Raw genomic sequence first — 25,633 nt, 5'->3', positions numbered from 1 at the left:
GGCGGGTTGTGGCTTGCGGTCAACATTATTGCCCCCGCCGCTCCGTAAATCCTTATCGAAAAAGCCGTGAGCGGTGTAGGCAGCGCTCTTCTTGGCATAAAAACGGGGATACCGTTACCGACCATGACGGACGCGCACTCGTGAGCGAACCTCTCCGCGAAAAACCGCGTGTCGTACCCGATAACTATGCCTTTTTCGCCAAGGCCCTCGCCCTTGATGTAATCGGCGATAGCTTGGGCTACGATTCTCACATTCGACAAGATAAACGTGTCGTTCATTATAGCGCGCCAACCGTCGGTTCCGAACTTGATTACGGATTCCGCCATATCCACCCCTTCAGATGACCTAATCAATAATTACATGTCCTAATCAATAGTTACTCTCCGACCTCGATTGCCTCTCTAACGAAATCGACAAAATTCTCGACTGCATGATCCGCGTCTTTTTGCGTGTTGCCCTCCGCGTAGATGCGCACCACCGGCTCATCCGGGTCCGGTAAGACCAGCGCCCAGCTCTCACTGTTGTATATCTTCACGCCGTCTATCATCTCGGCCTCGTGACCCTTGGCTTTCTCGAGCAACCTTCTCATGACCAGCCCCTTCTTGTCCCACGGGCAGAAAGTGTTTGTGTTGGCTAGGTGATAAGGCGGCATGCCGGCGACTATTTCAGAGAGCGGCCTCTCCGCCGCCGCTAAATATTCCATCAGCTTGAAGAAGCTTACAATGCCGTCGTAGGCAGGGAGAAACCGGGTGAAAATGTAGCCCCCGCTCTGCGCCCCGACAAACATAACGTTGGTGTCGAGCGCCGATTCCATCATCGCGCGCGAGCTGACCTTTGTGCGGATGACGCTTCGTCCGTAGCGTTTGGCGATATCCTCTACTACCGACGAAACGTTGAGTGGAACCGCGATTTTGCCGATGCTCTGCTCGTAGTTGCAAGCAAGGTAGACGAAGAGGTGAAGCGCGTCGACGAGCGAGACCATGCGGCCCCTATCGTCGATTATGGTGACTTTCTCGCCGCCGCTGTCTATCATAATCCCGAAGTCCGCCTTGAAAGTGTCGACCAGCCTCGATATCTGCTGCGTAGCCGCTTGTAACTGGTCGGGCGAGATCGTAGTGCGCCGCTCACTCGTATAAGCGTTCAGGCCGACCACATCACAATTGAGCTTCTCTAAAAGGTGGGGCATGATAATCGCGGTGCTGCCGAAGGCGTAATCGACGACTACCTTAAAGCGCCGCCCCTGTATTTTATCGATATCCACACTCTTTAAAAGCGCGTCCCTATACGCTTCTATCGAGCGCTGCGGGAACTCCGTCTCGCCTATCTGATTGTAGAACACGCGCCTGAAATCCTGGCGGTAGAAATATTTTTCGATATCCCGCTGCAGTCCCTCTTTTATGTCGAGACCGTTGGTGTCGAAGAAGTGTATTTCGAGTGATTGCTGGTCAAATGGCGACGTGCGGATATGGATGCCGCCGACCTCTTGCCCGGTCTGGATAAGAAACCGGTTTACCGAAGCCGACGTGATGCGCAGGTCGTTTGTGGTGATACCGGTCGAGTTTAGACCCGCTATCATGGCCCGCTTTATCATGCGCGACGCGCGGCTCGCATCTTGGCTCACCACCACCTGCGCATCGCGCTTGAGTGTGGTGCCATAGGCCATCGCCAGCTTCATCGCCAGGTCGACTGTTATATCGACATTTATCAGACCGCTCACGCCTTTCGCCCCGAAGAGCGTCCGCATGCCGCGCGACTCCCAGATAAGATTGCTGTTTACGACCGCCCCGGCATCGACTTTCTTATACGGATAAATCTTCACATCGTGGTTGATTACCGAGTTCTCGCCGAGAACCGAGTCGTCGCCGACGACCACTCCCTGCTCTATCCTGACACCGCTCTTGATATCGCAGCTCTTGCCGATAACCGCGCCGTGGATATGGCAGTGCTGCCCGAGATAAGCGTTATCCCAAATGATGCTCCGGTGGGTATGAGCCTTGCTCATCATGAGCACGTTGTTGCCGATTACCGAGTATTCGCTAAGTTCGGCGCCCGCTTCGATTTTGGCGTTTTGCCCAATGACCACCGGCCCCGAGATGTCGACTGAAAGGTCGACATCGGCTCCGTCGCCAATCCATACGTTGTCGCGCATCCGTATGCCCGGCGGCTGTAGGTTGGATTTAAGGTCGAGAATGTCTTTGTGCGCCCGCACATACTGCTCGAAGTTGCCGATGTCGCACCAGTAGCCGTCCATTACGCAGCCATATAGGGGCGCTCCTTCTTCGAGTAACACCGGGAAGAGGTCTTTGCTGAAATCGAACTTCTCGCCTTTGGGAACGTATTTGAAGATTTCCGGCTCCAGCACATAAATACCGGTGTTTACGGTATCGCTAAAGACCTGGCCCCAGGTCGGCTTCTCTAAAAACCTGTCTATCTGGCCGGACTCCTCTGTCATGACTACTCCGAACTCGAGTGGGTTCTCGACCCGCTTGAGAGCGATTGTGACCATGGCGCCTTTTCGTTTGTGGAAATCCATCAGGTATGTGAGGTCAAAATCGGTTAGCGCATCGCCGCTTATTACCATGAAGGTCTCATTCAGGAAATCCTCGGCTTCCTTAACACTGCCCGCGGTGCCCATCGGGTACTCCTCGATAGAGTAGTTGAGGTTGATACCGTGGACGGAGCCGTCCCCGAAATAGCTTTTGATGAGCTGCGGGAGAAACTGCAGAGTGGCAACGACGTCGGTCGCTCCGTGGTTTCGCAATAATTCCAAGATATAGTCCATGCAAGGTCTGTTCAGTATCGGCACCATGGGCTTGGGCTGGTTGCTCGTCAATGGTCTGAGCCTCGTCCCTTCGCCGCCCGCCATAACTACGGCTTTCATATCAATCCCCCCAGTAGTTTTGCTCTTAGTCCCAGTATTGTTAAATCTAATTCGCCTTTGTCGGCTACGCATTAAGGGTTCCCCGGGCAACCTCCTCGACGATTCGTGCTCGATCTTATGCTTGCGAATACTCCATGACCCATACCTCTGTCTCAGCCGGCAACTCATCCGCCGACAGCTCGATAACGGAGCCCCGCTCTCTAACGATAGGCATAGATTCCAAAAATGGCCCGACCGGGCCGATGTCGATCGCGGCAACCTCTGTTTTATAGTGCATGGGTACTACGATATTCGGCTTTAACTCTCGCACGATTTCAGCTGCTTGCGCATGGTCGATCGTAAATCTCCCTCCAACCGGTATCAGGAGAACATCGACATCGGCCAGCGCTTCTCGCTGCTCTTGCGTCATAGACTGCCCATAATCCCCCATGTGAGCCATGACAAGGCCGTCTACGTAGAACTTGAATATTATATTCCGTCCTCGTTTGTATCCGCTTACTTCGTCATGGAACGAGTCGATTCCTTCTATGGTTGTGCTTCCTATCACAATTTTCCCGCCGGCTTCGACGACGCGCGGTGAGCCTCGGACCGCTTGGGCGTTGTCGTGGTCGTAATGGTGATGGCTGATAGTGACTATGTCCGCTTCGACACGCGGGAGCGCGTACCCCGTTTTTTCGCTATACGGGTCGGTGACTATTACCGTGCCGGAGGCTGTCTCTATTTTGAAAGCGGCGTGCCCGAGCCAGCTGATTTTGACTCTCCCAAGCAAATCTGTTCTCCCTTCTCGTCCTTGTTGGGCTGCTAATACCCCTCGGGCATCCTTGGCGGCTGCTAATGCCCCTCTAGCAGCCGCCAAGGCGGCTAATTAGCTTGCTTGCTTCTTAGCGTGGATATTCCCATTTTCAGGTAAACGTAACCGGAAATTACGGAGAGGGCCGCCCCCACATAGAGAGCGAGTAGGCCCGCGGACCGGACTACGCGCATGTTCAACTCGACATCGGCCAGGAGAATGAAGAGCGCGGACATCAAGAAACCGGTCGCCGTTTTGCCGAGCATAGATACGCGCAGCTTTACACCATAGCGGGAAAGCACCATCCAGCCCAACGACATCAACGCGTCCCTGCCGACGATGACGAGGACCACCCACGCCGGGATAACCGCCTGAAATTTCAGATAGACCGCGACCGCCGCTACGGCTACGAATATCCGGTCTATGGCGGGGTCGGCCAGCTTGCCGAATTCCGTCTCCTGGTTGAGCCTTCGCGCAAAATATCCGTCGAAACAATCGGTCAGCGCCGCCAGTCCGAAAGCCAGCGGGGCCAACCATCGCGCCTCGAAATCCCGGGCAAAAAGAGCATACAGAAACACCGGGATAAATAGTAATCTCGAAAATGTCAGAGCGTTGGGTATGTTAAATGTCATCAATCACCCGATCCGCCAATTGCCCCCATCCGAGCCCCGCGATAAAGATTTTACTCGTAGCTCAGGGCTTTAGCCCTGAAAACAACTGCCGGCTTTGAGCCCTCGGGAGTCAGCCCTAAAGGGCTGAGCTACGTTTATCCAGAGCACCGCAAAACCATGAGACTATTACTCGACCACCCCTACGGCTTGGCCCTCGGCTTTGATTTTAATATCCGCGAGCATCTGCTTCATATTTTCCCGCAGCTTCTTTGAGAGAAGCGGGTGCAGAAGGGGGGCGAGCATCGGTATCCCGAACTCGAACGAGATGCTAAAGGTTATCTTGGTGTCATCGCTCGCTTCGTCGAGCTGCCAGTAACCTTGGAATGTCTTAAGGTCGCCTTTTACCTGCTCGAAGTCTATCCTGTTTTCCTCGGGCTTTATTATATCCTTCTCGACCCATTTAATGACCCGTCCGTCTATCTCGTTTACCCATTCCGAGACGGTGTAGCCCTCGCCCCGCTCCAGTATGGTGACTTTCTTTACGTCCGCCATCATCTCGGGGTACTTCTCGAAATCGGAGATAATCGGGAACAGCTCGGCTGCGCTCATCTGTACATTGATGGTCTCTACTATCAGCGGCATACGATACCCTCCTAAGGTCTACGCGAGAAGCGATTTATTTATCTCGGCTGAATGCGCGAACGCTTCCAGGAAAAAATCTATCTGGTCATAACCGATAATCAAGGGCGGCTGAAGCCTTATGACTTTCGGGTTGTTGAGCATATGAAGCGCGAGTATCCCCCGGTCTTGAAGAGTATATATCGTGCTCCCGACAAAACCCTCATCCGCGAACTCTACGCCGATGGTCAAGCCTTTTCCGCGGATATCCACAATCAGGTCCGGGTATTTCACTTGAATATCTTTAAGTTTCGACAGCAAGTACTCGCCTTTTTGGGCGGCCTGCGCGGGCAGGTCTTCCTCGATTATCGCGTCGATGGCAGCTAACGCGGCGGCGCAGGCCAACGGGTTTCCGCCGAAGGTCGACGAATGGATGAGCGGGTTCTCCTCGAACGGGGCGAAGACCTCGGGCGTCGCGATAAAGGCGCCAATCGGCATCACGCCGCCGCCGAGCGCTTTGGCGAGCGTCATGATATCCGGCGCGATATCTTCATGGTCGCACCCGAACATCTTGCCGGTCCTTCCAAGGCCGGTCTGAATCTCGTCCAGGATAAGCAGGATGCCCTTGTCGTCGCATAAACGCCGCACGTCCCTCAGATACCCGTCGGGCGGGCAAATGACGCCGCCCTCGCCCTGTATGGGCTCGAGGATGATTGCGGCGGTCTCACCGGTGACAGCCGCCTCCATTGCGGATACGTCGCCGAACGGGACATGTTCGAACTCCGGTACGAGCGGCTCAAACGCCGCCTTGTATTGCGGCCGCCCGCTCGCGCTGAGCGAACCCATCGATTTACCGTGAAAACCGTTTTGCGTCGCTATAATCCGCGTTTTGCCGGTCGCCATGCGGGCGAGTTTTAGCGCCCCTTCGACCGCTTCGGTACCGCTGTTGCACAGAAACGAGTAGGTCAGGTTCCCGGGGGTGATTTTCGCAAGCTTTTCGCAGAGGTCGGCCATGGGTTTGTTGAGCATGGTGCGCACGCTCGTCTGCGGTATCAGTTTTAGCTGCTCTTCTACCGCTTTTATGACCTTCGGGTGGGCGAAGCCCAGGTTATAGACGGCGTGCCCGCTGAGAAAATCGAGATATCTCTTCCCGCGCGCGTCGTACATGTAGACCCCTTCGGTCTTTACCTCGAGGGTCGTCCCTAGGAACCTCATCAACCGGGCAAACCCAGGGTTGACGTATTTATCGTATTTCTCAAGGGTCTCCTCGATGAGTTCCTCGGCGTTCTCCAGTGCCGTATTCTCTTCGGTTCGCACGACGCGCATCTCCTCCCGGTCTGATATAGGTCTTTCGCATCACGGTTTGTCCTACCCTATTATAAGCATAACGCGAGACTTTTATAATGTTGTTTTTGAGAGCGGTTATCCGGGGCGGTCAATTTGAGATGACTAAGAATCGTATTCAATCATTTTGTTCGTTGGCGATTAGTCTTTTTCGACCTTATGCTTTTAGCGAAGCATAAATCAACCCGCCACAGAACGCGCGGGGCTCTGCTATAATAATTCCAGTATTAGATGAGCGACAGTAACATGCGTTGTAATCATCGGGGGTAGAAATTGCAGGCCACGAATTATGGAGCGGTGTTTACCAAGCGATGGATGGTCGAGATGATTCTCGACCTGGCGGACTACACAGCTGACCGTGATTTAGCGCAAATGGTTGCCATCGAGCCTTCCTGCGGCGACGGTTCTTTCTTGGTTCCCATGGTTGAGAGGCTCTCAACATCCTGCAAGATTCACAGGCGGTCTCTTCGCGATGCCAAAAAGGCCATTTCCGCATTTGATCTTCAAGAACGCCATGTTCAGACAGCTTTGGAAGCAGTTAAAACGGCATTAGTGTCGGCCAATTGGCCTAGCGCTGATATACGGGAGATATCAGCCGGCTGGATTAAGCACGCCGACTATTTACTTGAAAAACACCCTAAGGGAGAGGCCGATTTCGTAATCGGTAATCCACCATATATCCGAGCTCAAGAAATTCCTACCGATTGTAGGTCTGCATATATAAACAACTGCAAAACCATGACCGAGGGTACGGATATTTACATAGGGTTCTTTGAGGTAGGTCTTAGGTCACTCAAACCCGAGGGCATTCTAGCTTTTATTTGCGCCGACCGCTGGATGCGTAACGCATACGGAAAACGGCTTCGTAGACTAGTATCGTTACTCTATGCCGTCGACGCGGTTCTTGAAATGCACGGCGTTGATGCTTTCGCAGAAGAAGTATCGGCTTATCCTGCTATAACCATCCTGAGGGCGGGCGCACAAGGCCCTGTCATTGCAGCTAAAGCGACGCCGGACTTTAGCGCTGAATCTGTGCCGTTACTTTTTGATTGGATTAAAAGCAATAGTTGTGAGTCACTTAAATTGCCGACGATTACCGCCGCCCGCTTACATAAATGGTTTAACGGCGATTCATTTTGGCCCACAGGATCGCCTGAAAGATTGGCGATACTCGATGATCTTGAAAGACGATTTGCCCCGCTAGAAGATGGCTTTACGGGAACAAAAGTCGGCATTGGTGTCGCAACGGGTGCCGATAAGATCTTTATAACACAAGATAAAACAGTAGCGGAGCCTGATCGGTTGCTGCCGTTGGTAACGACTTCACATATCAGGTCCGGGTTTATCGACTGGTCCGATACATGGTTGGTAAATCCCTGGAATGGTAACGGCAGCCTCGTTGAGTTAAGCAGATATCCGCAACTTAAACAATATTTTGAGCGTACCGTCGACGAACTAATGCAACGCCATGTTGCAAGCAAGACGCCTGAAAAATGGTATCGTACAATTGACAAAATAGACCCCGGCCTTGCGGAAAAGCCTAAATTGCTTTTTCAGGATATGAAAGCATCTATTCAGCCGGTTCTAGACCCAGGCGGGCTTTACCCTCATCACAACCTGTATTGGGTTACGTCCGACACGTGGGACTTAGAGGTTCTGGGCGGCCTGCTACTATCACGGGTTGCTCAAATGTTCGTAGAGTGTTATGCGGTGCGCATGAGAGGCGGCACACTTCGCTTCCAATCGCAGTATTTGCGACGGATATGCGTGCCGGACCCGGACAGCTTGAGCAACGAACAGAAGTCCCGCCTAACTCAGGCGTTTCGTGGGCGCAATGTGGGGCTTGCTACGGCTGCTGCGATGGATGCTTATGGTCTGACCGAGATGCCGGATTAGGGAGGATTAGATGCCTGAATATGATTTTCGAGATGCTGTAACTAAGTGCTGGACAATACGAGCGGATGCCGCGGAGAGGCAAGCCGACAGAGGGACCACAGATGTAGGCCTTCGCGCCGAGGTTACGTCTGGTAGGCATATGGCTCCCCTGGAAAGCCTGGTGGCGCAAATCTTCATTGATGCCGGCTTGCCTGAGTCAGGTTTGTTTCTGAAATCGAAGCGTGAACTGCCTGGATATTTTAGGGCGGAAAAGCAATGGGACATCGTAGCCGTGCACAAAGGCTCATTGGTGGCGGCCGTTGAACTCAAGTCTCAGTTGGGATCATACGGTAAGAACCTGAACAACCGCGCTGAGGAAGCAATCGGTAATGCCATGGATCTTATCGTGGCGGGTAAAGAAGACCTGCTTGGACCAAGGCCGCCTTGGCTTGGTTATGTTTTTATAATGCAGGATGATGAGGAATCCCGCGCACCGGTAGGGGTCAGGGAACCGCATTTCCCGACAGATAGTGAGTTTAAAGATGCGTCGTGCCAAAAGAGAATCGCGATTATGTGCAGGCGTTTTCTTATTCAAAGGCTCTATAATGCGGCATGGTTCGTTACCGGTAAACCCGAAGCAACATTCGAAAGCGTCCAGGAGCCGGACATTGAGCTAACATTCGCAAAATTCGCCGCCGCGATTCGGGGCAGAGTCGGAGAAATATTAGCCTAGTGAGAGACACTCGGCTACAAACGCTTGCCTGTCGATTTCGAATACGCCGCAGGCGGAAGCATACTGCGGGGCAGGTAGCCGCAACAATAACGGCTAAAGCCCGCTCCATCTCTGAAGCGGGCTTTATTCTTGGTATCGATCACGTTATGTGCGATTAGCGATAACGGCTCTCGCTGAGCGCCGCTAAAGAAACCGGTGCTTAAACCAGCGCTTATATCATATCGATATAGTTGCAAGGGCACTCCTCGGCGCACTTCTTGCAGCCGACGCATACTTCGAGTTTGAACTCGTAGTGCTCGCCCTTGGGCAACTTGCCGACCGCGTTGTATGAGCAGAAATTGTAGCAATTTCCGCAGTCGAAACACATGCCGCAGCTGAGGCACCTTTTCGACTCGTCGATAACCTGGTCGTTGCTGAAGGTCGAGACTACCTCGTCGAAATTGCCCTTGCGAGCGTCGACGGGGATATGCGACTTCTCGACACGCGGCAACGACTCGTAATAGTTCATCGCCATCTCGGCGCTCTTGACTATAGGCGCCGGGTATACCTTCGCAAGCTCTTCGCCCTTGATATAGGCGTCTATCGCTTCCGCGGTTTTCCTGCCGAGACCGATGGCTTCGGTTACGGTTCCGAGCTTGTTGGTGACGTCGCCGCCGGCATACATGCCGGGCTCGGTCGTCTCGCCAAGCTCGTTGACGGTTATCCAGCCGTTGTCTTCGAATTTCTCAAGTCCGCCGAAATTCGGGCCCTGGCCAATCGCCGGGATAATCGTATCGGCTTCAATAGTAAATTCCGAGCCGTCGATCGGGACCGGTCTGCGGCGACCGCTCGCGTCCGGCTCGCCAAGCTCCATCTTGATACACTTCAAGCCGGTTACTTTGTCGCCGTCGCGGACGACCTCGACCGGTGCCGCGAGAAACTCGATATGAATTCCCTCGCCCTCGGTGTCGTCGATTTCCTCGGGGCTCGCGGGCATCTCGTCTCTGGTTCTGCGGTAGACGATTTGCGGCGTCGAACCTGTCCTCCAGGATACGCGCGCCGCGTCGACCGCGCTATTGCCGCCGCCGATTACTAGGACTTTCTCGCCGACATCGACTGTCTCGCCGGCGTTGACCCTGTTTAGGTATTCGACAGCGTTCAGAACGCCGGGACCGGCCTCTCCCGGTATGCCGAGATTCCAGCCATCGTGGGCGCCGATCGCCATATAGACGGCCGCGTAGTCCTTCTTGACGTCATCGATTGAGATATCCGTCCCGATCCTGGTCGAGTATTTGATATCGACACCTAGGTCGGCGATTTTCTTTACCTCCGCGTCGAGAATATCCTCCGGGAGCCTATAGCTCGGGATACCGTAGCGGAGCATGCCGCCCGATTTATCGAACGCCTCGAAAATCGTTACCGGATAGCCGCGGCGTGCCAGCTGGAACGCGCACGACAGGCCGGCGGGACCGGAACCGACGATTGCCACCTTCTCCGAGCGCACCTCATCCGTGACTTTCTCGTGAGCGAGGTCGTTGTTTATACCGTAATCACCGATAAACCTCTCGACCTGGTTGATCGATACGGCTTCGTCTTTGGCCTTTCTGTTACAGTCAGTTTCGCAAAAATGCGGACATACCCTTCCGATAACCGACGGCAAGGGGTTCGTCTCCGTCAAAAGCCTGTAGGCTTGTTCCCACGACTCATCAAAAGTCCGGCCGTAGCTTTCGGATTGAGCAATAAGCGTCAAGAACCCTCTTATATCGTTATTGCTGGGGCAGGCATTTTTGCAAGGCGGAGTCTTTTCGGTGTAACGCGGCCTTAAATGCGACCCCTCACGGCCGCGAGAATGCCCGGCTGCACCAATCTCTCGCTTTCTCATCTTAAGTACAACTGCCATACCGTTCTCCTTTAAAATCCTGGCTTTATGCATTCTTTTCCGACGCCGCATACGCTGCTGTCCGCGGCGACACACAACGCCGGATCATAATGCGCTTGGGCCTAAGTAATGTCTTATGATTACTCGTTCGCGGACGCTTCCGTATGCGGCAACTCAATCGAGCTTCCGCCGAAATAACCATATACACACCGGCCGGAGTCCATAAGTAGCTTTATAGCCGCTTTCGCATCGTCCTTGGAGATTTTGTCACCATACTTTGCGATTACCGCTTTTGTCAGATCTTTCGCTTTCAGTTTCTTCTGTCCTGCGCTATCGGAGACGACCTGAAACATGTCATCAGCCAATTGCTCGATAGAAACTTCCCCAGCCATGTTACAACCTCCTAATACCTGTTATGCATCGACCTTCTGTAGGTCGTGCCGGCATACCTGAAGTCATCGAGATGGTATTTGGTAAATTCGATACCGGTCAAATCGAAGAACTTCGGCCAGCCTATCCTGTTTATCCACTCGCCAACGCGCTCATAAGGCTTAGCGTTCTTGGCGTAGACTTCGACGATGTTCTTGACCGCCTCGGTAACCTCGGGCCATCTCGGCGGGTTGTTCGGCAGAAACGGGATTGCCAACTTGGTAAACATCGGCTCCGTCCTGGCGTTGGAGATCTTGCCGCCCACCCATATAGATACGCCGTCGTTGAGCGGGTCCGCCATCGGCATCGCCGGACATACGGTAAAGCAATTACCGCAATACATGCACTTATCCTCTTCGACCTTGACGGTCGTCTTGCCATCTATCGAAGTCGGCCTGATGGCGTTGTTCGGACACGAAGCAACCGTCGTCGGAATCTCGCAGAGATTCGGCAGGGTGCTGTGGTCGATTCTCGGCGGTGTCCTGTGGAGACCGAGAAGCGCGATGTCGGATGCGTGTACCGCGCCGCACATGTTCAAGCAACACGCGACGGCTATTCTCAACTTATGCGGCAGCTTCATCTCGACGAAATACTCGTAAAGCTCGTCCATGACGACTTTGACCAGTCCCGATGCGTCGGTCGCGGCTGAATGGCAGTGTACCCATCCCTGCGTGTGAACGACGTTCGATATAGAGTTGTTGAGGCCGCCAACCGGGATGCCGTTATCCGACAATTCTTTTATCAACGGGTCGATATTGTCTTTGTTGCCAAGCAAGAACTCGACGTTATTCCTACTTGTAAACCTGAGATAACCGTCGGAGTATTTCGTCGCCAGACCGGTAATCATCCTTATGAAGTTTGTACTGATTAGCCTCGGCGACGCGGCCCTTACCGTGTAGATAGAGCCGGTCTCACCGTGGTGCACCAATACGCCCGCACGCAATGTCTCATGATATTTCCACTTGCCGTAATTCTCTTTGATTATCGGATGCAAGAACTTATCATAATGCGGTGGGCCTATGTCGGTTCTTCTTTCTGTCGTGGCCATGAAGTTTTACCTCCTGCATACTCGCATTTTATTAGGCTTCCCGGCTTTGGCAGCCCACCATTTGCCGGGAGAATACCGCCTCTTCCTATTCTGTCTCTTCCTCAAAGTACTCTTCATAGAAGATGTACGGATTGTCTCTCGGCTGCGTGATCTGCTGAGGCATTGGCTCAACACCGACTCCCTCGAGGAACGTCTTGAGAGTGACCCTCTCGATAAACTCGCCGATTCTCTCTCTGTTCATGCCGTGCTCATCCCAGAACTCCCAGACTCTCTCAAGAAAATCATGGAATTCTTCGAAGTCGTTCTCCTCATCGATTTCCATGAAAGGAACGATGAGCGTTGCGAAGAGCGCGCCGTCTACGATAGGAGCTTTACCGCCGATAGCGACAGCGGCGCCGCGCTCTTTACCCGGACTCAGAGCTTTCGGAAGCACATTGATGCAGTGGACGCACTTTACGCAGTCGCTGTCGTCTATTTTTAGCTCTTTCCCTTCGAGAGTAATGCACTTCGTCGGGCATTTCTCTATGACGTATTCCCGGATGTTGAAGCCCGCATCGACATACTCGGCTATTGCGCTCTGGTCGATTTGAATCTCGTCTTTCCAGATGCCGATGATTGCCATGTCCGACCTGGCCATAGCGGCGGTACAGTCATTCGGGCATCCCGACATCTTGATTTTGTATTTGTAATTGAACATAGGCCTGTGAAGTTCATCCTGATATTTGTGAGTAATATTGTAGGTAAGCGCCAGGGTGTCGTAGCATGCGTTCTGGCAACGGCCGGGTCCTACGCAGCAGCTCGGGGTCCTAAGGTCGGATCCTGAACCGCCCAAATCCCAATCCTTAGATGTCAACTCTCTAAAGATAGGCTCCAACTCCGGAGTGGTGGTACCGAGAAGTATCATGTCCCCTGTCGAGCCGTGCATGTTGGTCAAACCAGAGCCGTGCGCATCCCAGATATCCATGATCTCGTTTAATGCTTCCGAGGTGTAGAACCACCCTGACGGCTGATTTACCCTGACGGTGTGGAAGTGCGAAACCCCCGGAAACTGATCAGGGATTGCGGAATACCTACCGATAACACCTCCGCCGTACCCCATTATGCCTACCAAGCCGCCGTGCTTCCAGTAACCCACCTTGTCGCGGTACGACTTCTCAAGCTGACCCAAGAGGTCTTTGACCATTGGTCTGTCGGCCATGGTCTTCAAGTCCGTTATGAAACTTGGCCATGGCCCTTTTTCCAACTCATCTAAGAGTGGAGTTTTCAGCTCGTCTGACATTACTTAGCCTCCTTTTCTGTTAAACGCGATTGTAAGCAAAGCTTCGTTTGAGCATTGCACGCGATTTATCCTGCTGCACCTAAGTGCTGAGTGCGCCTCATCTTAAAGATAATATCTCCGGGCATCGCCTGGGAACTGAAAGTAATTAAGCCCATAACAAATTTCTTTACAGAGATGATGTCCGCTCTGACGGTAAAGAAGAATCTTGTGTGCTTAATCAATACTATTACTAGGGTTACATGGAAAATATAGCCTGCTAACCAAATTATCTTGTTGCTGTTGAACAAGCTTTTGAAAAGCCCTGCCTCTTGAGCCATTCTGTAGACAACACCAGTGGCTCCTACGGGCGCAGGATTAAACGCTATCTTCAAAGGGGAAGGCGTAGTCTCGTATTTCCATACCCTAGCCATGAAACCAACTAGAAATATGGCTATCGCTAAATAGCCGGCGATTGTGAAAGCCAAAGTCAAACCGCTCATATTTAATCCCTTTTCTGATAAGCTTTCGCCCTCGGACTTACGCTAGAGGTTTCCCCGGAACGTATTCCCGGCAAGAACATGTATGATGCGATTACTACTAATTATCAGATACGTCCCATCAGGGTTTCGATCGATCTCATTTGTACTGGAGTACGATTTCCGTTCAAAGCTAAAGGCGGCCTCGTCCAGCTTTGAATTTAGATTACGTTCTAACAGAGACCGACCGAAATATTAAAAATATGTCAGGTCGGTCCTCTGTAATCCTCTTCAATAAACGAATTGGAATCTTGTGCTTACACGCAGCCGGTCGGCTTCGGAAGCCCGGCGATCTTACAGGCCTGCAATGCCGGGCCTGCCGGATAGAGCTGGTACAGGTACGCGTTGCTGCCTTTTTCCGGACCAAACATCTTTTTCATCTCTTTGATTAAGATTTTGATCATCGGAGCGATTTTGTACTCGCTGTAGTAATCCCTCAAGAAGTTGACGACTTCCCAGTGTGCTTCCGTCATCTCGACGCCTTCTTGCTCGGCGATGTACTTGGCTACGTCCTCATTCCAATCTTCGAGGTTTACGAGGTAGCCGTCATCATCCGTCTCATAAGACTTTCCATTTAACTCAAAGCTCATATGTATACCTCCTTATTAAGATTTCCTGATGCTTGATTTAAGAGCGGTCTCTATAATTGTGTAAAGAGAAAAAGAGTACGTACCAAATGTTACGATGAGCGTACCAATTACGATACCTTTTGTCAAGTGTGTAGCAAATAAATTTTTTAAGTAATTATGGTCGCCGGTCTAGGCTGACCGGGCTGCGTTTGACATACTCCACAAAGCCCCTCGCCCAAGCGGACGAACCGGAACTGTGCAGGTGGGCATAGGATGCGAAAACGTTTTTGTATATGATCCCGTCATGCTCGCCGTCCAAGCCTTTTCCACGGGTGAGATTATACCCAAACTCGGTGTTTTCTAAATCGACGACTTCGGAATAGTGAAATTCGTGCGCGCGCATCATGGCGCCCGGCTCGAACCAACCGCCGGCTCCGGTCGCTTCCATTATCATGTAACCGTGCCCTCTCGGTTTTTCGTGCATGAGGATATCGCATGGGAGCGCGCCGACCATCTCCCTCGTTATCCCCCCCCACGACATCTTGCGGGACAGGTACATCAAGCCGCCGCACTCGGCATAGACCGGCATGCCTCGCCCTATCGCCCCGCGGATTTCCGCGCGCATGGCGGCGTTCTTCTCGAGTTCTTCCATAAATACTTCGGGGAACCCACCGCCGATATAGAGCGCGTCTACCTCCGGCAAACTCTCGTCATGAAGCGGACTGAATGGAACAAGCTCGGCCCCCGCGGCATTCAGGGCTTCGAGATTTTCCGGATAATAGAAGGTAAACGCCTCGTCCCGGGCTATCCCGATTCGCACCTGCGTGGGAGCTACCGGGATTTCCGGCAACTCGGCCACGGGTAAATCCGGGGCCGCTCGCGCAATCGCGACGACCCTATCGAGGTCGACGTACTCCTCGACCACGGCGCCTATCGATTCTATCGTCGACATGGCCTGTGCATCCTCTTTGGCCGGCTTCAGACCCAAATGGCGCTGGATTATGCCTATCTCCGGCGAGCGCGGAATCGCGCCGATAACCTCGACATCGGTATAGGTCGAGATAGCCGTTCGCAGCTTCGACTCGTGACGGGCCCCGGCGACTTTGTTTAGAATCACACCGGATATCGTAACGTCGGGTTCGAAGTTAATAAACCCTTGGAGCAGCGGGGCGACGCTTCGCGTCATGTTGCTCGTATCGATTATCAGGATTATTGGAGATTTAGTTATACGCGCAACATCGGCGGTGCTGCCTTTGCCGTCGACCTCCATGCCGTCATAGAGGCCCATATTGCCCTCGACGATGCTGATGTCGGCGTCCGACCCCGCCCTCCGCAGGGACTCTATTATCTTGTCTTCGCCCATCATGAAGAGGTCGAGGTTTCGGCAGGTACGACCGGTGGCCGCGCTCAGCCACATCGGGTCGATAAAGTCCGGGCCCTTCTTGAAGGGTTGCACCTTGTAGCCGGCGTCGGTCAGAGCCTTGCAAAGACCGATGCTCAGCGTGGTCTTGCCCGAGCTTCTATGGGGCGCCGATATTGTAACACGCGGTAGATTCAAGATATCCTCCGAGACGCGTCTTATGCGCATCAATCCCGATACATTGTCAATAACCTATCGTATCATCTATTTTACATAGACGGGTGCGAATATCCAGGGGCTTAACGGGATTGATATAGCGGCCGAGGAAGCGATGCTCTCGATGGCGGCGGCTGGGGTTTTGGCGACGCTCGTCTGCGATAGCTTGTGGCGAATTGAGGCTTAACCTGCGGAGAATAAGACGATGTTTTCTGTTCTATGTTTTAATAGATGAAATTTACGGTTTTTGCATCATATCCAGCATGGATCAGAAGTTCTGCAATTTCGATTGGTAGATTTTCATCTATCTTGAACCGCATATTTGCCTACTCTGCTACAGGTAGCAATCGTTCGCGAGATAGTTCCGCAGCATACGCTATAGTCGCCTTAATATCTTCAGGGGTTAGCGATGGATAGCTTTTTAAGATTTCCTTCTCGCTTACACCTTCCGCCAGATTATCAAGTATCGCGGACACCATAACGCGTGTACCCTTAATACAAGCTTTTCCGTGACATACGAGCGGATCCACAGTTATTCTTTCTCTCCAGTTCATATCCAATCACTCTTTTATCCGTTTAATATTATTGTATCATTGTGTCCCAAATTCTCTATTGTTTATAATAGGCAAAATAGCGGATTGCGTCAAAATCGTTCTAAAAGTATCCCGAATGAAACCGCCTGCCGTTAGCTAGATGACCGCGCTCTAGTGATGTGACTGCGGGTTTAGCTGTTGGCTCTCGCCCTTGTGCGCCGGATAAAGAAGGTTGCCAGCGCAAGCATTACGAGAAACGCGGGTAGATAGTATCCCCAATAGCCACCTGTCTTATCCGCCATGCCGGGGGCGGACACATCTTTTATTATCGCGGGCAGCGGATTAACTTCGCGTGACCCTCCGCCTGAGCTGCCGCCAATTAGAGCCTCCCCTTCAGCATTACGGTCGGCCGCGAAAACCGCCTTTATCTCTTGATTTACCGCCTCGTCTCTTTCGTAGACTTTCATATCCTTAAAAGCGCCGATCGAATCCCTCTCCGGGGCTTCCACTCTTGGACAGCGCTTCCGCAATCTCCTGTTTAATCGAATCATCCGCAAGCAGCTTTTCTATCGCTTCGCGCTCTGGGTGCGCTTCCAGTTCTTGTTCTTTTAACAACTCCTTAAGCGGTCTTTCGTTCGCGAGGCAAACGTTAGTAGAGAGCGCCAAGCTTAATACCGCTAAACCGACCAGTAGAAAGAGTTTTTTCATGATATCCCCCTTACCTCCAAAATATGCCGGCATTCCATATCCCCCAATCCCAGGGATCATTAATGCGGCCAAGTACAAGGTCGGTATGAGTATACTTATCGTAGAACTTTCCGTTCCAAGGGTCGTTATAGAATACTTTGCTGCCGGTCGTGTTATAGCCCCTGATGGTAAGTGCGTGAAGCGTTGCGCCGCTATTCTTACTCATTCTGGCAATAATCGGCCCCCCATTGTTGGTCTGGTATTGAACCGCTGTATAGGACAGCATATTGTTTTGAATGGAGCCGGGCCACCTTAGATATGTCCAGACAGCATCCCGCATATTAGCGTTGGTGCCGCCTTTATTATAGTTGACGGCGCCATGAATCATCTTGGCGATATCGACCTTTCTATCTATATTGTCCGGCTTGCCATAAGCTATAACCATCGAGGCCGCAGTAGCCCAGCACAGATTATTGAGTGGTAGCTGGCCAAACACAGGAACGGGCAAGTTTGCAGCAGCTGCTATACCCGGAAAACTTAAAAGCATTACCGCTACCAACACTATTGCTACGACGCGATGTTTCATTACTATCCCCCCTAAATCTCATGTCTAAGTTCGAATTCTTCCGATTCTTACCAAGGTCGCGTACATTCACGCGCAATAATAGCACTTAATTATGCTAGCCTCCTTCTATTGATTATCTGCCCTGCGCGGCATGGATGAACTTCATCAAGACCCGACGCCCGTTGACTATATGAACTGGTTTGGGTTGCCGGCTCGCTTGATTCGCCAGTAAACAATCGGGTCTATTCACAGCTCGGTAATAACGTTGTGTGTATATTATGAGCAACGTCTCTTTCTGGCATACTGCTATCTCCTTGTATCCCGGCTTACTTATATTATAACCGTAAGTAGAGAGGGTCGAGGGGATTTCAAGGAAACATCTGCTAGTCCGTGGTTTAATAAGTGTATCACGTGCTTAATGGCTCGAGTCGCTCTACCGTGTCGAATAAATAGCTTAGCTCAGCCCTTCTGATGCAGCGGATTTCTAGATAAATGATAAGAATGAAACAAGAAGCTCGGGCCGCCGCTCGCCGCTGTCATGATGTCGAGCATCGGGCTTATCGATAACTATGTTCTGTTGCTCATCGTTATATCGCTCGCGGGGCTGGGTATCGCGGCTTTTCATCCGCCGGCGTCGGCGATTGTCGGGCATACCAACACGCGCAACAGCGGGCGGGCCATGTCGCTCTTCTCGCTCGGCGGCAACGTCGGCTTCGCGGCGATGCCGCTTGTCGTGGCACCGCTAGTCGCGGCGTTTGGGCTGTCGGCTACCCCAGTGCTGGCGCTTCCGGGTATTGCCGTCGCGATTTTGCTGTACCGCTTCACACCGCGCATGAACAATCCCGGCCGGCGCGTAGGCACGCCGTTTTTTAGTACTGTCCGGTCGCAGCTCGTCCCCTTCGTCGCCCTGCTCGGCACCGTTGCTTTCCGGTCGCTCGCGTTCTTCAGCTTGATTACGTTTCTCCCTATTCTCTTAGCCGAGCGCGGCTATTCGCTCGTTGCGGGAGGGGCGATCCTATCGGTACTCGCGCTTTCGGGCGCACTCGGGGGACTGCTTGGAGGCATGCTCTCAGACCGCTTCGGACCAAGACCGGTGATAATCGGCTCGTTACTTGCCGCAGTGCCCTTCTTGATGCCGGCGCTCCTTTCAAGCGGCACGATGCTAATTGTCTGGCTGGGACTGGCCGGGGCGTCACTTTTGGCGTCGTTTTCGGTGGCTGTGGTTGCGGCGCAACGGATATTTCCTGATAATAAGGCTACGGCGTCGAGTTTGGCCTTGGGGTTCGGGCTTGGCCTGGGCGGCCTCGGGGTGGGTCTGATAAGCGGCGTCGCCGACGCATTCGGCTTCGGAATCGAGCAGACCTTGTTCTATGTAAGTTTTCTGCCGATTGTAGCGGCGGCCTTTGCTTTGGGTTTGCCCGGCAAGCAAGTTGAATAATTTTTGAGCGTTTGAGACGGGTTTTGCGCGCAAGCAGCTTGGCCGAACCATAGCGTAAGCCGCGAATATGAGTTCGAACAGCTCCACATTAATGCAGGTGTTAAAGATGAGGTTGGATGTCGACATTATCCTTTAAATGCTACGTTGAAGTACCGGCGGGCTCGCTCGACAACAATAAGGCGGATATCGACCGCCTCAATCACGCAATCACCGAGATCGCCGGCGTTCCGCATATAGAATGGCCTCTCGGCCTCATACTCGAGGCGGCAAGCGTTTTGCGCGAGACTGCGGGCAAGGTGACGGTTGCGGGGAGCATCGTGCGAGAAACGCTCATAGTCTGTGGCATCGAGCCGGGCGATACCTCGCGGAGAAACTATGGCATAGCGGTCGATATCGGCACCACTGTCGTCGCGGTCGAACTCATCGACCTCATAACGGGCGAGAGCCTCGCAACCTTTGGTGAGGTAAACGGCCAGGCCGGGTACGGCGAGGATTTGCTGACCAGGCTCCACTTCGCCGGACAGAGCTGCAGTGAAACGCTCACAGGAGTTCTGCGAGCTACAATAAACGGTCTCATCGAACAGGCATGCGCGTCAGCCGGTATTTCGCCGACCGAAGTTATGGCGGTGGCGGTAGCCGGCAACACCTCGATGGCCCATTTTTTCCTGGGGCTCAACCCGGCCGTCATGCGCTTTGAACCATACATACCGTCGATAAACCATATCCCGAGACTCCGGGCAAAGGACGTCTCGTTAATAACGTCTCCCAACGCCACGGTCTACGTATTCCCGAGTGTCGGCGGCTACTTCGGCGGCGACCTGATATCCGGGGCTATCGCCTCAGGCATAGCCGGGGGCGAGGGTGTGTCGCTCTTGCTCGATATCGGCACCAACGTCGAGGCCATCCTCGGTAATAAAGAGTGGATGGTGGCGATTGCGGGCTCGGCCGGCCCAGCCCTCGAAGCCGGTGTCGCGGATTGCGCGCGGCGCGCCGAGCCGGGCGCCATCGAGCGCGCGACCATCGACCCGGCGACATTCGAGCCGACCTATTCGGCCATCGCCGGAGCGCCGGCCTATGGGTTCTGCGGCTCGGGGCTTATCGACCTCGTCGCGCAACTATATCTTTCGGGCTTGCTCGACCCTACGGGGCGCTTCGTCCTCGACAAGAAAACCGCGCGCTGGAGGGAGATAAACGGGCGCATGTCTTATGTTCTCGCCGAGGGCGCCAACGGACAAACGCCGACCTACATCACTGAAAAGGACATCCACAACTTGCTGACGACCAAGGCCGCGATGATAGCCGCAACGACCATCCTTATAAACAGCGTAGGTGTGGCGCTCGAAGATATCGAGCACATTTACACCGCAGGCTCGTTCGGCATCCACATCGATGTCGATTCAGCCACGACCATCGGCCTCTACCCGAAACTGCCTAAAGAGCGCTTTATAACGCTCGGCAACGGCTCACTTGCCGGTGCCCGCGCCATCCTGCTCGATGCGGAGCGAATCGCCGAGGCCGAGCACATCGCCGACACCATCACCTACCTCGAACTCAACGTCCACCCCGAATTCATGGATATCTTCAGGTCAGCAAGGTATATATAGCCGCGCCTAAAGCGCAACGATGTTGCGGCGCGAAATCGACCCGCGCAAACAGGCCCCGAGCTACGAGAGAAATAAAATCACTCGTCAAAACCGTTATTTGATTAACGGCGCCGCCTGCGAAGTCTTTACAACCAGCACCGGAGTTGTGGCCTCGCCTATGACCCGCTCGGTGACGCTTCCCATCATAAGCCGCCCTATGCCCGTGCGCCCGTGGCTGCCCATGCAGATCAACCCGGCACCCACATCTTTCGCCACACCGATAATCTTTTCGTATGGCTCACCCTCGACCAATACCATCTCGGCGTCAATGCCGGCTTTTTCGGCGAGCGCTTTGGCCTCGTCAACGATGCTTTTCGCGCCCATCTCAACCTGGTCGGCGATATCCGGAGCGATAGCGAAGAGTTCGGGGTTTATGTCGACAACCGTGAGAATGGTTAACTTCCCGCCATAATTCTTAGTCAACTCAATTGCGCGCTTAGCCGCCTCATCACTATATTTCGAGCCATCGACAGGTAGTAAAACCTTATCCCACTTCAAAACACTCTCGCGAGGAATGACTAGAACATCTATCGGACTGTAGCCGATTACCCTCGACGTAACACTTCCCATTAACGCTCGCTCAAACCTAGTCAAACCGCGCCGACCCATAACAATTAAATCAACGTCATTCGCGGTTGCTGTTTTAACAATGGCTTGATGGACTGTTCCGGTCTCCATGACCGTATTAATTTCGACGCCCATCTCCTTCGCGGCCTCGCGCGCTTCCGTCAAAACAGCCTCAGCCGGCCCGGTAAAGACCTCCTCAGTGGTCCCCACAAGCCCAAGCTCAAACTCAGCCCCGTAATAAAACGGTACCGTTATCGCTATGACCTCACCACCCGCCTGCTTGACAAACGCAAGCGTTTGCTTGAGCGCGTTCTTGCCGGTCTCCGAACCATCAACGGCGACTAAAAATCTCATCTTTTCCACCCCTGTTTTCCCAAGCCGCATGTCGTCATCGGGCTAAGCCTCAATCCGCTATCATAAAATCAACAATCCAGCGATGATTTGCAGGTTCGTCAAACCCACAACCGTTCATACTGTTTGTCTATGCTTCAAGCAAGCCCAAGGATATTAAATACTTGTACATTCATTCTTCCACGTTAGGTCGCGCTTTAAACGAAAGACGCGCTCCATGCGGTATAAATGAAACGCCGAAAGCGGGCTTCCCCGCCTCCAGCGTGCTTTCGGCGGCTTCACTGCCGATAAGAACTTGCCACCCACTAATAGCGGGCTATCTTTCTTATAGGTCGTGCTTCGTGCCGCCTACGATAGCATAGGCCGTAAGAGCGGCCTCGAGGTCGGCTTGAATTGCCCGCTGCGCGATTTTTGTGACTTGAAGCAGGTCGGGCGTATCACCTGCGGGTATCTCCTTCGACAGCCGCGCCTTTATCAGACTTATCTCAAGGTCGTCCACGAGAGTCGTTGTATCGACCGCACCCTCAGCGACCATCTTCTGGAATATACCTAAAGCTCCACATGCGCTCGAGTCGCCGTGTCTGCCCTCCCGAGCGCAGACACCGATGCGTCCCTTGTCGTCAATGGCGATGTGCGGAAAACTATAAAACACATAGCGTTCTTTGCCATCTAAATTTGGGGCATGATGCATCGCCGCTGTCAGGCCGGTCTTGCCGGCAAAGAACATCGCCGCGAGACTTGAAAGGTTAAACGCATATCCCACCTCTTGTTTACAGCCTCAACCAACGGCTGCGATAACTCATCCCCGCACACGCCCACGCATGCAATAGTGTTGTCAATCGAAAAACCGAGCCTATTAAGTTTCTTGCTTAGTCTTTAACATTTAACAACAAGTATAGGGCACAATGCGCCCCCTATAATTTTCTCAGCAACGCTTCCGACGGTAAATCGATTTGGGCCTGTTTTGCCATAGCTCCCTATGCAAATCAGATCCACATTTTCTTTCTCTGCAAAGTCTGTTATTATCCATGCGGTATCGCCTTCTTTTATATAAATATCTGTTTTAATATTTAGCGCTTCCGCCCTGCTTTTTACAGAATCGGCAACACTGCGGGCACTATCAACAAGCTTGGCGATAGCGTTTGGGATTACGGAGTAAGTCTCCTCCGGCATATCAACAACCGAAATCACCTTAAGTTCCTGCCCAAAAGCACTAGCCATATCTAAAGCTACCTGTGCGGCAACTTCACCGCATTTCGAGTCATCAACGGCAAGAAGAATCCTCCGCCACTTGAGAACAGCATCGCTTGGCATTACTAGAACATTAGCCGGGCTGCATTTTATAACCCGTGAGGTTACCGATCCCATAATAGCCCGTTCAGTCCTTTTAAGGCCTTTTCTGCCCATTATTACCAGGTCAAATTTTTCCTTCTCAACAAGGTCGCATATTTCATCGGCCACAGAGTTCGCATTCGTCTTAATCACACAATAGGGGTTTACGCCGCCCGCAACAAAAACTTCCTTTGCCTTCTCGATGACTTCCTCGGCATGTTGCATCAGCGTTTTCATTACGGCTTCCCTTTGCGAAGCCGATAGTTCATAATCGAAATCTACTATAGGCCTAACAACGGTCAACAGACATACGCCTGCCTCTGCTTTCTTGGTAAAATCCAGAGCTGCATGAACACTTTGCATCGACGATTTCGACCCGTCGACGGGAACTAATACTTTCATAGGATACCCCTCCTAGGCCTCTGACTTGGCCCCTTTCTTCATAGAAAGCCCCATACCTTCGAATAGATAGAACACACCAAAGCCAAACCACAGCGTATAAATCACGTAAAAGACGAGCAGAGCCGTCATTAATACCGCCTTCTCGGAGACGCTTTTGGCTTCTATCCCATAATAATTGTAGCCGGGCTCAACGGCTTTTTTCATAACATCGCCGACCATTTTCGCTTCTTTGACTTTTCCGTCCAACTGCAATCTCTTATCGATTTTGCTCAACGCATGCCACCAGCTACCAAATATTACTTTCTCATCTTTGGTATTAGTATTGTCGTAACCGTATTTTGTGGTAACATCCGTTCCTTTGTTTTTGTACATCGCGTCGGCGTCTTCCAAAGCGCTTGCCAATACTTTGCCGAGGTCTCCTTTAATTTTCAGCTCGGTACCGTTAGCGACTACCGCCGCTCCCGCATGCTCAAAGAGGATCGCCGCGCTTTCCGCGACTTCGGGTTTTCCTAGATCGATTGAGACTTCAAAGTTTTTGCCGTAAAACTTCTCATTCTTTTCCGCAACTTTCGGAATAAAGTAAGAAGAGCCCTTTGAGAGCTTGTTGAACATATCATCGGCATACTGCAGCCCGTTCATGCCATTGCCAAACGTTGGGGTAAATATCCAGAACAGCACTATAAAGAATGAGGCCAAAAGCATGAGGCCAAGGCTGAAATGCTTCTTATCTTTGATCATCCCTAGCCCTCCCCTCTTAGAACATGGAGATTACCGAAGAACTTGCTAAATATCCAGACACCAAAAAAGCTTATTACCACCCAAAACAGTATATTTCCAACCAATTCTATGCCGTTAACCACCGACATTGATAAACTAATATACTCCATTTCAGTTAACTTCTTGGGCAAAACGGAGAGCCTGTTTATGAAGCCGGCGAGAATAGTTATCGCGTAGAACGCCCTTATGTGTATGCCTTTTACGACCTTCGTGGTAAGCGCCCCGATTTGGATGCCGACCAGCGAGCCGAGCAACATGCCCATCGCCAGGGTGTAAAAGACATATCCGTAAATAGCGTACTGGCCTATCGCCGCAACGCCGGCGGTGAAGATGATTTGAAGGATATCGGTCCCGACAGTCGTCATGGTCGATATTCCATACATGTAGACGAACATGGGGAAGGTGATAAAGCCGCCGCCTACCCCCATTATGGCCGCGACCGTACCTACGACAACTCCACCCAAGGCAAGGAGTACGCCAGATACTTTTCTGCCTCCAAAATCCTCATCGAATGTTATCATCGGAGGGATATTTATATTCTGTACTTTCTGCGCGAAAGGTGTAAGGCCCGCGGAGCCGCCTCCATGCGCACCTCCGGTATCGCCCGATTTTTTAGCCTTTAAGTAATCCGCAAGAGAATAAAAACCTAAAAAGCCAAGGAGCACAGCGTAGACAACGCTAATAAATGCGTCGCTAAGCGCGGGGTCTATATTGTAGAGAGTCTTGTTTATATAGCCGCCGATAAAAGTACCCGCAAATGTTCCAACAAGAAATGCCGCCGCCAATTTCACTGAAACATTGCCGAGTTTTTTATGCACGACCGTACCCATAATAGCTTTTGCAAAAATATGGAACAAGTCCGTTCCTACTGCGAGGATACCCTTTACACCTATTGCCATCAGAGCCGGCGTGATTATAAACCCTCCGCCCGCGCCAATAGCGCCTGTGATTAAACCGGCTGCTAAGCCTATAAGAATTGAAACAAGAAAAACATCGGTAGAATAAAAAGCCGGAGCATATGCGGTCTTAGATCCCAGCATGTCGGCGGCCTCGGCGGCCGACATCAACAGTATCGGTACCGTCATTAAGAGAAGAAGCATAAGCTTCTTTCGGCTTGCCAGGATGCTCATGGATACTTCATAGTCCCACCTGGCATGCGCCTCCGACGCGGCCTTCATTAATTCGAAGACCTGTCTTGGTCCACTCATTCAA

Annotated in this window: 28 protein-coding genes; 4 read left to right on the top strand and 24 right to left on the bottom strand. The window is 52.4% G+C overall.

The annotated features are described in order from the left end of the window. The 6 genes from KGZ93_08680 to KGZ93_08655 all read right to left on the bottom strand — a co-directional run. Nucleotides 1–326: phosphoglucomutase/phosphomannomutase family protein (locus tag KGZ93_08680; GenBank protein ID MBS3909683.1), on the bottom strand; the 326-nt coding region annotated here is incomplete at its 3' end. 50 nt (nucleotides 327–376) lie between these two features. Beyond that, a complete protein-coding gene (locus KGZ93_08675) occupies nucleotides 377–2,881 on the bottom strand; it encodes a mannose-1-phosphate guanyltransferase (protein ID MBS3909682.1) in 2,505 nt (834 codons plus the stop codon). 115 nt (nucleotides 2,882–2,996) lie between these two features. Continuing rightward, entirely contained in the window at nucleotides 2,997–3,650 is a 654-nt protein-coding gene (locus KGZ93_08670; GenBank protein MBS3909681.1) for an MBL fold metallo-hydrolase, read from the bottom strand. A gap of 92 nt (nucleotides 3,651–3,742) precedes the next feature. Then, complete coding sequence (locus KGZ93_08665; GenBank protein MBS3909680.1) at nucleotides 3,743–4,303, bottom strand: CDP-alcohol phosphatidyltransferase family protein; 561 nt, start codon at nucleotides 4,301–4,303, stop codon at nucleotides 3,743–3,745. Nucleotides 4,304–4,468: 165 nt separating this feature from the next. After that, entirely contained in the window at nucleotides 4,469–4,924 is a 456-nt protein-coding gene (locus tag KGZ93_08660; GenBank protein ID MBS3909679.1) for an SRPBCC family protein, read from the bottom strand. Nucleotides 4,925–4,942: 18 nt separating this feature from the next. Further along, on the bottom strand, nucleotides 4,943–6,226 hold the full coding sequence (locus KGZ93_08655; GenBank protein MBS3909678.1) for an aspartate aminotransferase family protein: 1,284 nt from the start codon (nucleotides 6,224–6,226) through the stop codon (nucleotides 4,943–4,945). Between the two features lie 333 nt (nucleotides 6,227–6,559). Here KGZ93_08655 and KGZ93_08650 point away from each other — a divergent pair, with 333 nt between their 5' ends. Both KGZ93_08650 and KGZ93_08645 read left to right on the top strand, forming a co-directional pair. Continuing rightward, nucleotides 6,560–8,140 (top strand): Eco57I restriction-modification methylase domain-containing protein, encoded by a 1,581-nt coding sequence (locus tag KGZ93_08650; GenBank protein ID MBS3909677.1) that lies wholly within the window; start codon nucleotides 6,560–6,562, stop codon nucleotides 8,138–8,140. A gap of 10 nt (nucleotides 8,141–8,150) precedes the next feature. Further along, nucleotides 8,151–8,852 carry a restriction endonuclease gene (locus KGZ93_08645; GenBank protein MBS3909676.1) on the top strand — a complete coding sequence of 234 codons (702 nt, stop codon included), beginning with the start codon at nucleotides 8,151–8,153 and terminating at the stop codon, nucleotides 8,850–8,852. A 211-nt stretch (nucleotides 8,853–9,063) separates the two neighbouring features. Here the strand turns inward: KGZ93_08645 and KGZ93_08640 are convergent, their stop codons facing one another. The 12 genes from KGZ93_08640 to KGZ93_08585 all read right to left on the bottom strand — a co-directional run bounded on the left by KGZ93_08640 (nucleotide 9,064) and on the right by KGZ93_08585 (nucleotide 17,932). Then, a complete protein-coding gene (locus KGZ93_08640; protein ID MBS3909675.1) occupies nucleotides 9,064–10,731 on the bottom strand; it encodes an FAD-dependent oxidoreductase in 1,668 nt (555 codons plus the stop codon). 119 nt (nucleotides 10,732–10,850) lie between these two features. Next, nucleotides 10,851–11,102, bottom strand: a complete 252-nt coding sequence (locus tag KGZ93_08635) for a hypothetical protein (GenBank protein ID MBS3909674.1) — start codon at nucleotides 11,100–11,102, stop codon at nucleotides 10,851–10,853. 11 nt (nucleotides 11,103–11,113) lie between these two features. Then, nucleotides 11,114–12,187 carry a dissimilatory-type sulfite reductase subunit beta gene (gene dsrB, locus KGZ93_08630; protein MBS3909673.1) on the bottom strand — a complete coding sequence of 358 codons (1,074 nt, stop codon included), beginning with the start codon at nucleotides 12,185–12,187 and terminating at the stop codon, nucleotides 11,114–11,116. Nucleotides 12,188–12,272: 85 nt separating this feature from the next. After that, complete coding sequence (gene dsrA, locus KGZ93_08625; GenBank protein ID MBS3909672.1) at nucleotides 12,273–13,466, bottom strand: dissimilatory-type sulfite reductase subunit alpha; 1,194 nt, start codon at nucleotides 13,464–13,466, stop codon at nucleotides 12,273–12,275. A 65-nt stretch (nucleotides 13,467–13,531) separates the two neighbouring features. Next, nucleotides 13,532–13,945, bottom strand: coding sequence for a hypothetical protein (locus KGZ93_08620; protein ID MBS3909671.1), 414 nt, complete (start codon nucleotides 13,943–13,945; stop codon nucleotides 13,532–13,534). A gap of 293 nt (nucleotides 13,946–14,238) precedes the next feature. After that, nucleotides 14,239–14,571 carry a TusE/DsrC/DsvC family sulfur relay protein gene (locus KGZ93_08615; GenBank protein MBS3909670.1) on the bottom strand — a complete coding sequence of 111 codons (333 nt, stop codon included), beginning with the start codon at nucleotides 14,569–14,571 and terminating at the stop codon, nucleotides 14,239–14,241. Nucleotides 14,572–14,725: 154 nt separating this feature from the next. Then, nucleotides 14,726–16,138 carry a hydrogenobyrinic acid a,c-diamide synthase (glutamine-hydrolyzing) gene (cobB, locus tag KGZ93_08610; protein ID MBS3909669.1) on the bottom strand — a complete coding sequence of 471 codons (1,413 nt, stop codon included), beginning with the start codon at nucleotides 16,136–16,138 and terminating at the stop codon, nucleotides 14,726–14,728. Nucleotides 16,139–16,350: 212 nt separating this feature from the next. Further along, the gene (locus KGZ93_08605; protein MBS3909668.1) at nucleotides 16,351–16,446 is read right to left on the bottom strand and encodes a DUF5615 family PIN-like protein; all 96 of its coding nucleotides are present in this window, start codon (nucleotides 16,444–16,446) and stop codon (nucleotides 16,351–16,353) included. Nucleotides 16,447–16,452: 6 nt separating this feature from the next. After that, nucleotides 16,453–16,680, bottom strand: coding sequence for a DUF433 domain-containing protein (locus KGZ93_08600; protein ID MBS3909667.1), 228 nt, complete (start codon nucleotides 16,678–16,680; stop codon nucleotides 16,453–16,455). Nucleotides 16,681–16,850: 170 nt separating this feature from the next. Then, the gene (locus KGZ93_08595; GenBank protein MBS3909666.1) at nucleotides 16,851–17,126 is read right to left on the bottom strand and encodes a hypothetical protein; all 276 of its coding nucleotides are present in this window, start codon (nucleotides 17,124–17,126) and stop codon (nucleotides 16,851–16,853) included. 4 nt (nucleotides 17,127–17,130) lie between these two features. Next, entirely contained in the window at nucleotides 17,131–17,367 is a 237-nt protein-coding gene (locus KGZ93_08590; GenBank protein ID MBS3909665.1) for a hypothetical protein, read from the bottom strand. Nucleotides 17,368–17,377: 10 nt separating this feature from the next. Beyond that, entirely contained in the window at nucleotides 17,378–17,932 is a 555-nt protein-coding gene (locus tag KGZ93_08585; protein ID MBS3909664.1) for a C39 family peptidase, read from the bottom strand. A gap of 517 nt (nucleotides 17,933–18,449) precedes the next feature. Between KGZ93_08585 and KGZ93_08580 the strand changes: the two genes are divergently transcribed. Together KGZ93_08580 and KGZ93_08575 are read left to right on the top strand one after the other, a co-directional pair. Continuing rightward, nucleotides 18,450–19,349 carry an MFS transporter gene (locus KGZ93_08580; GenBank protein ID MBS3909663.1) on the top strand — a complete coding sequence of 300 codons (900 nt, stop codon included), beginning with the start codon at nucleotides 18,450–18,452 and terminating at the stop codon, nucleotides 19,347–19,349. Nucleotides 19,350–19,465: 116 nt separating this feature from the next. Then, a complete protein-coding gene (locus tag KGZ93_08575) occupies nucleotides 19,466–20,953 on the top strand; it encodes a DUF4445 domain-containing protein (GenBank protein MBS3909662.1) in 1,488 nt (495 codons plus the stop codon). Nucleotides 20,954–21,046: 93 nt separating this feature from the next. On the opposite strand, the gene KGZ93_08570 is transcribed toward KGZ93_08575, so the two are convergent. From KGZ93_08570 to KGZ93_08545, 6 genes are all read right to left on the bottom strand, one after another. Continuing rightward, a complete protein-coding gene (locus KGZ93_08570; GenBank protein MBS3909661.1) occupies nucleotides 21,047–21,913 on the bottom strand; it encodes a universal stress protein in 867 nt (288 codons plus the stop codon). 322 nt (nucleotides 21,914–22,235) lie between these two features. After that, nucleotides 22,236–22,673 (bottom strand): hypothetical protein, encoded by a 438-nt coding sequence (locus KGZ93_08565; GenBank protein ID MBS3909660.1) that lies wholly within the window; start codon nucleotides 22,671–22,673, stop codon nucleotides 22,236–22,238. Then, nucleotides 22,610–22,750 (bottom strand): hypothetical protein, encoded by a 141-nt coding sequence (locus KGZ93_08560; protein MBS3909659.1) that lies wholly within the window; start codon nucleotides 22,748–22,750, stop codon nucleotides 22,610–22,612. The genes KGZ93_08565 and KGZ93_08560 overlap by 64 nt, the downstream gene beginning before the upstream one ends. Before the next feature lie 36 nt (nucleotides 22,751–22,786). Beyond that, the gene (locus KGZ93_08555; GenBank protein MBS3909658.1) at nucleotides 22,787–23,644 is read right to left on the bottom strand and encodes a universal stress protein; all 858 of its coding nucleotides are present in this window, start codon (nucleotides 23,642–23,644) and stop codon (nucleotides 22,787–22,789) included. A 12-nt stretch (nucleotides 23,645–23,656) separates the two neighbouring features. Continuing rightward, the gene (locus tag KGZ93_08550) at nucleotides 23,657–24,382 is read right to left on the bottom strand and encodes a hypothetical protein (protein ID MBS3909657.1); all 726 of its coding nucleotides are present in this window, start codon (nucleotides 24,380–24,382) and stop codon (nucleotides 23,657–23,659) included. Between the two features lie 2 nt (nucleotides 24,383–24,384). Next, nucleotides 24,385–25,629: a sulfite exporter TauE/SafE family protein gene (locus KGZ93_08545; GenBank protein ID MBS3909656.1), complete on the bottom strand. Its 1,245-nt coding sequence runs from the start codon at nucleotides 25,627–25,629 to the stop codon at nucleotides 24,385–24,387. Nucleotides 25,630–25,633: the final 4 nt, after the last annotated feature.

The organism is Actinomycetota bacterium, assembly GCA_018333515.1.
GTDB lineage: Bacteria > Actinomycetota > Aquicultoria > Aquicultorales > Aquicultoraceae > Aquicultor.
Note: the sequence above shows the minus strand (reverse complement) of the source record. Positions and strands in the feature narration are given on the sequence as shown.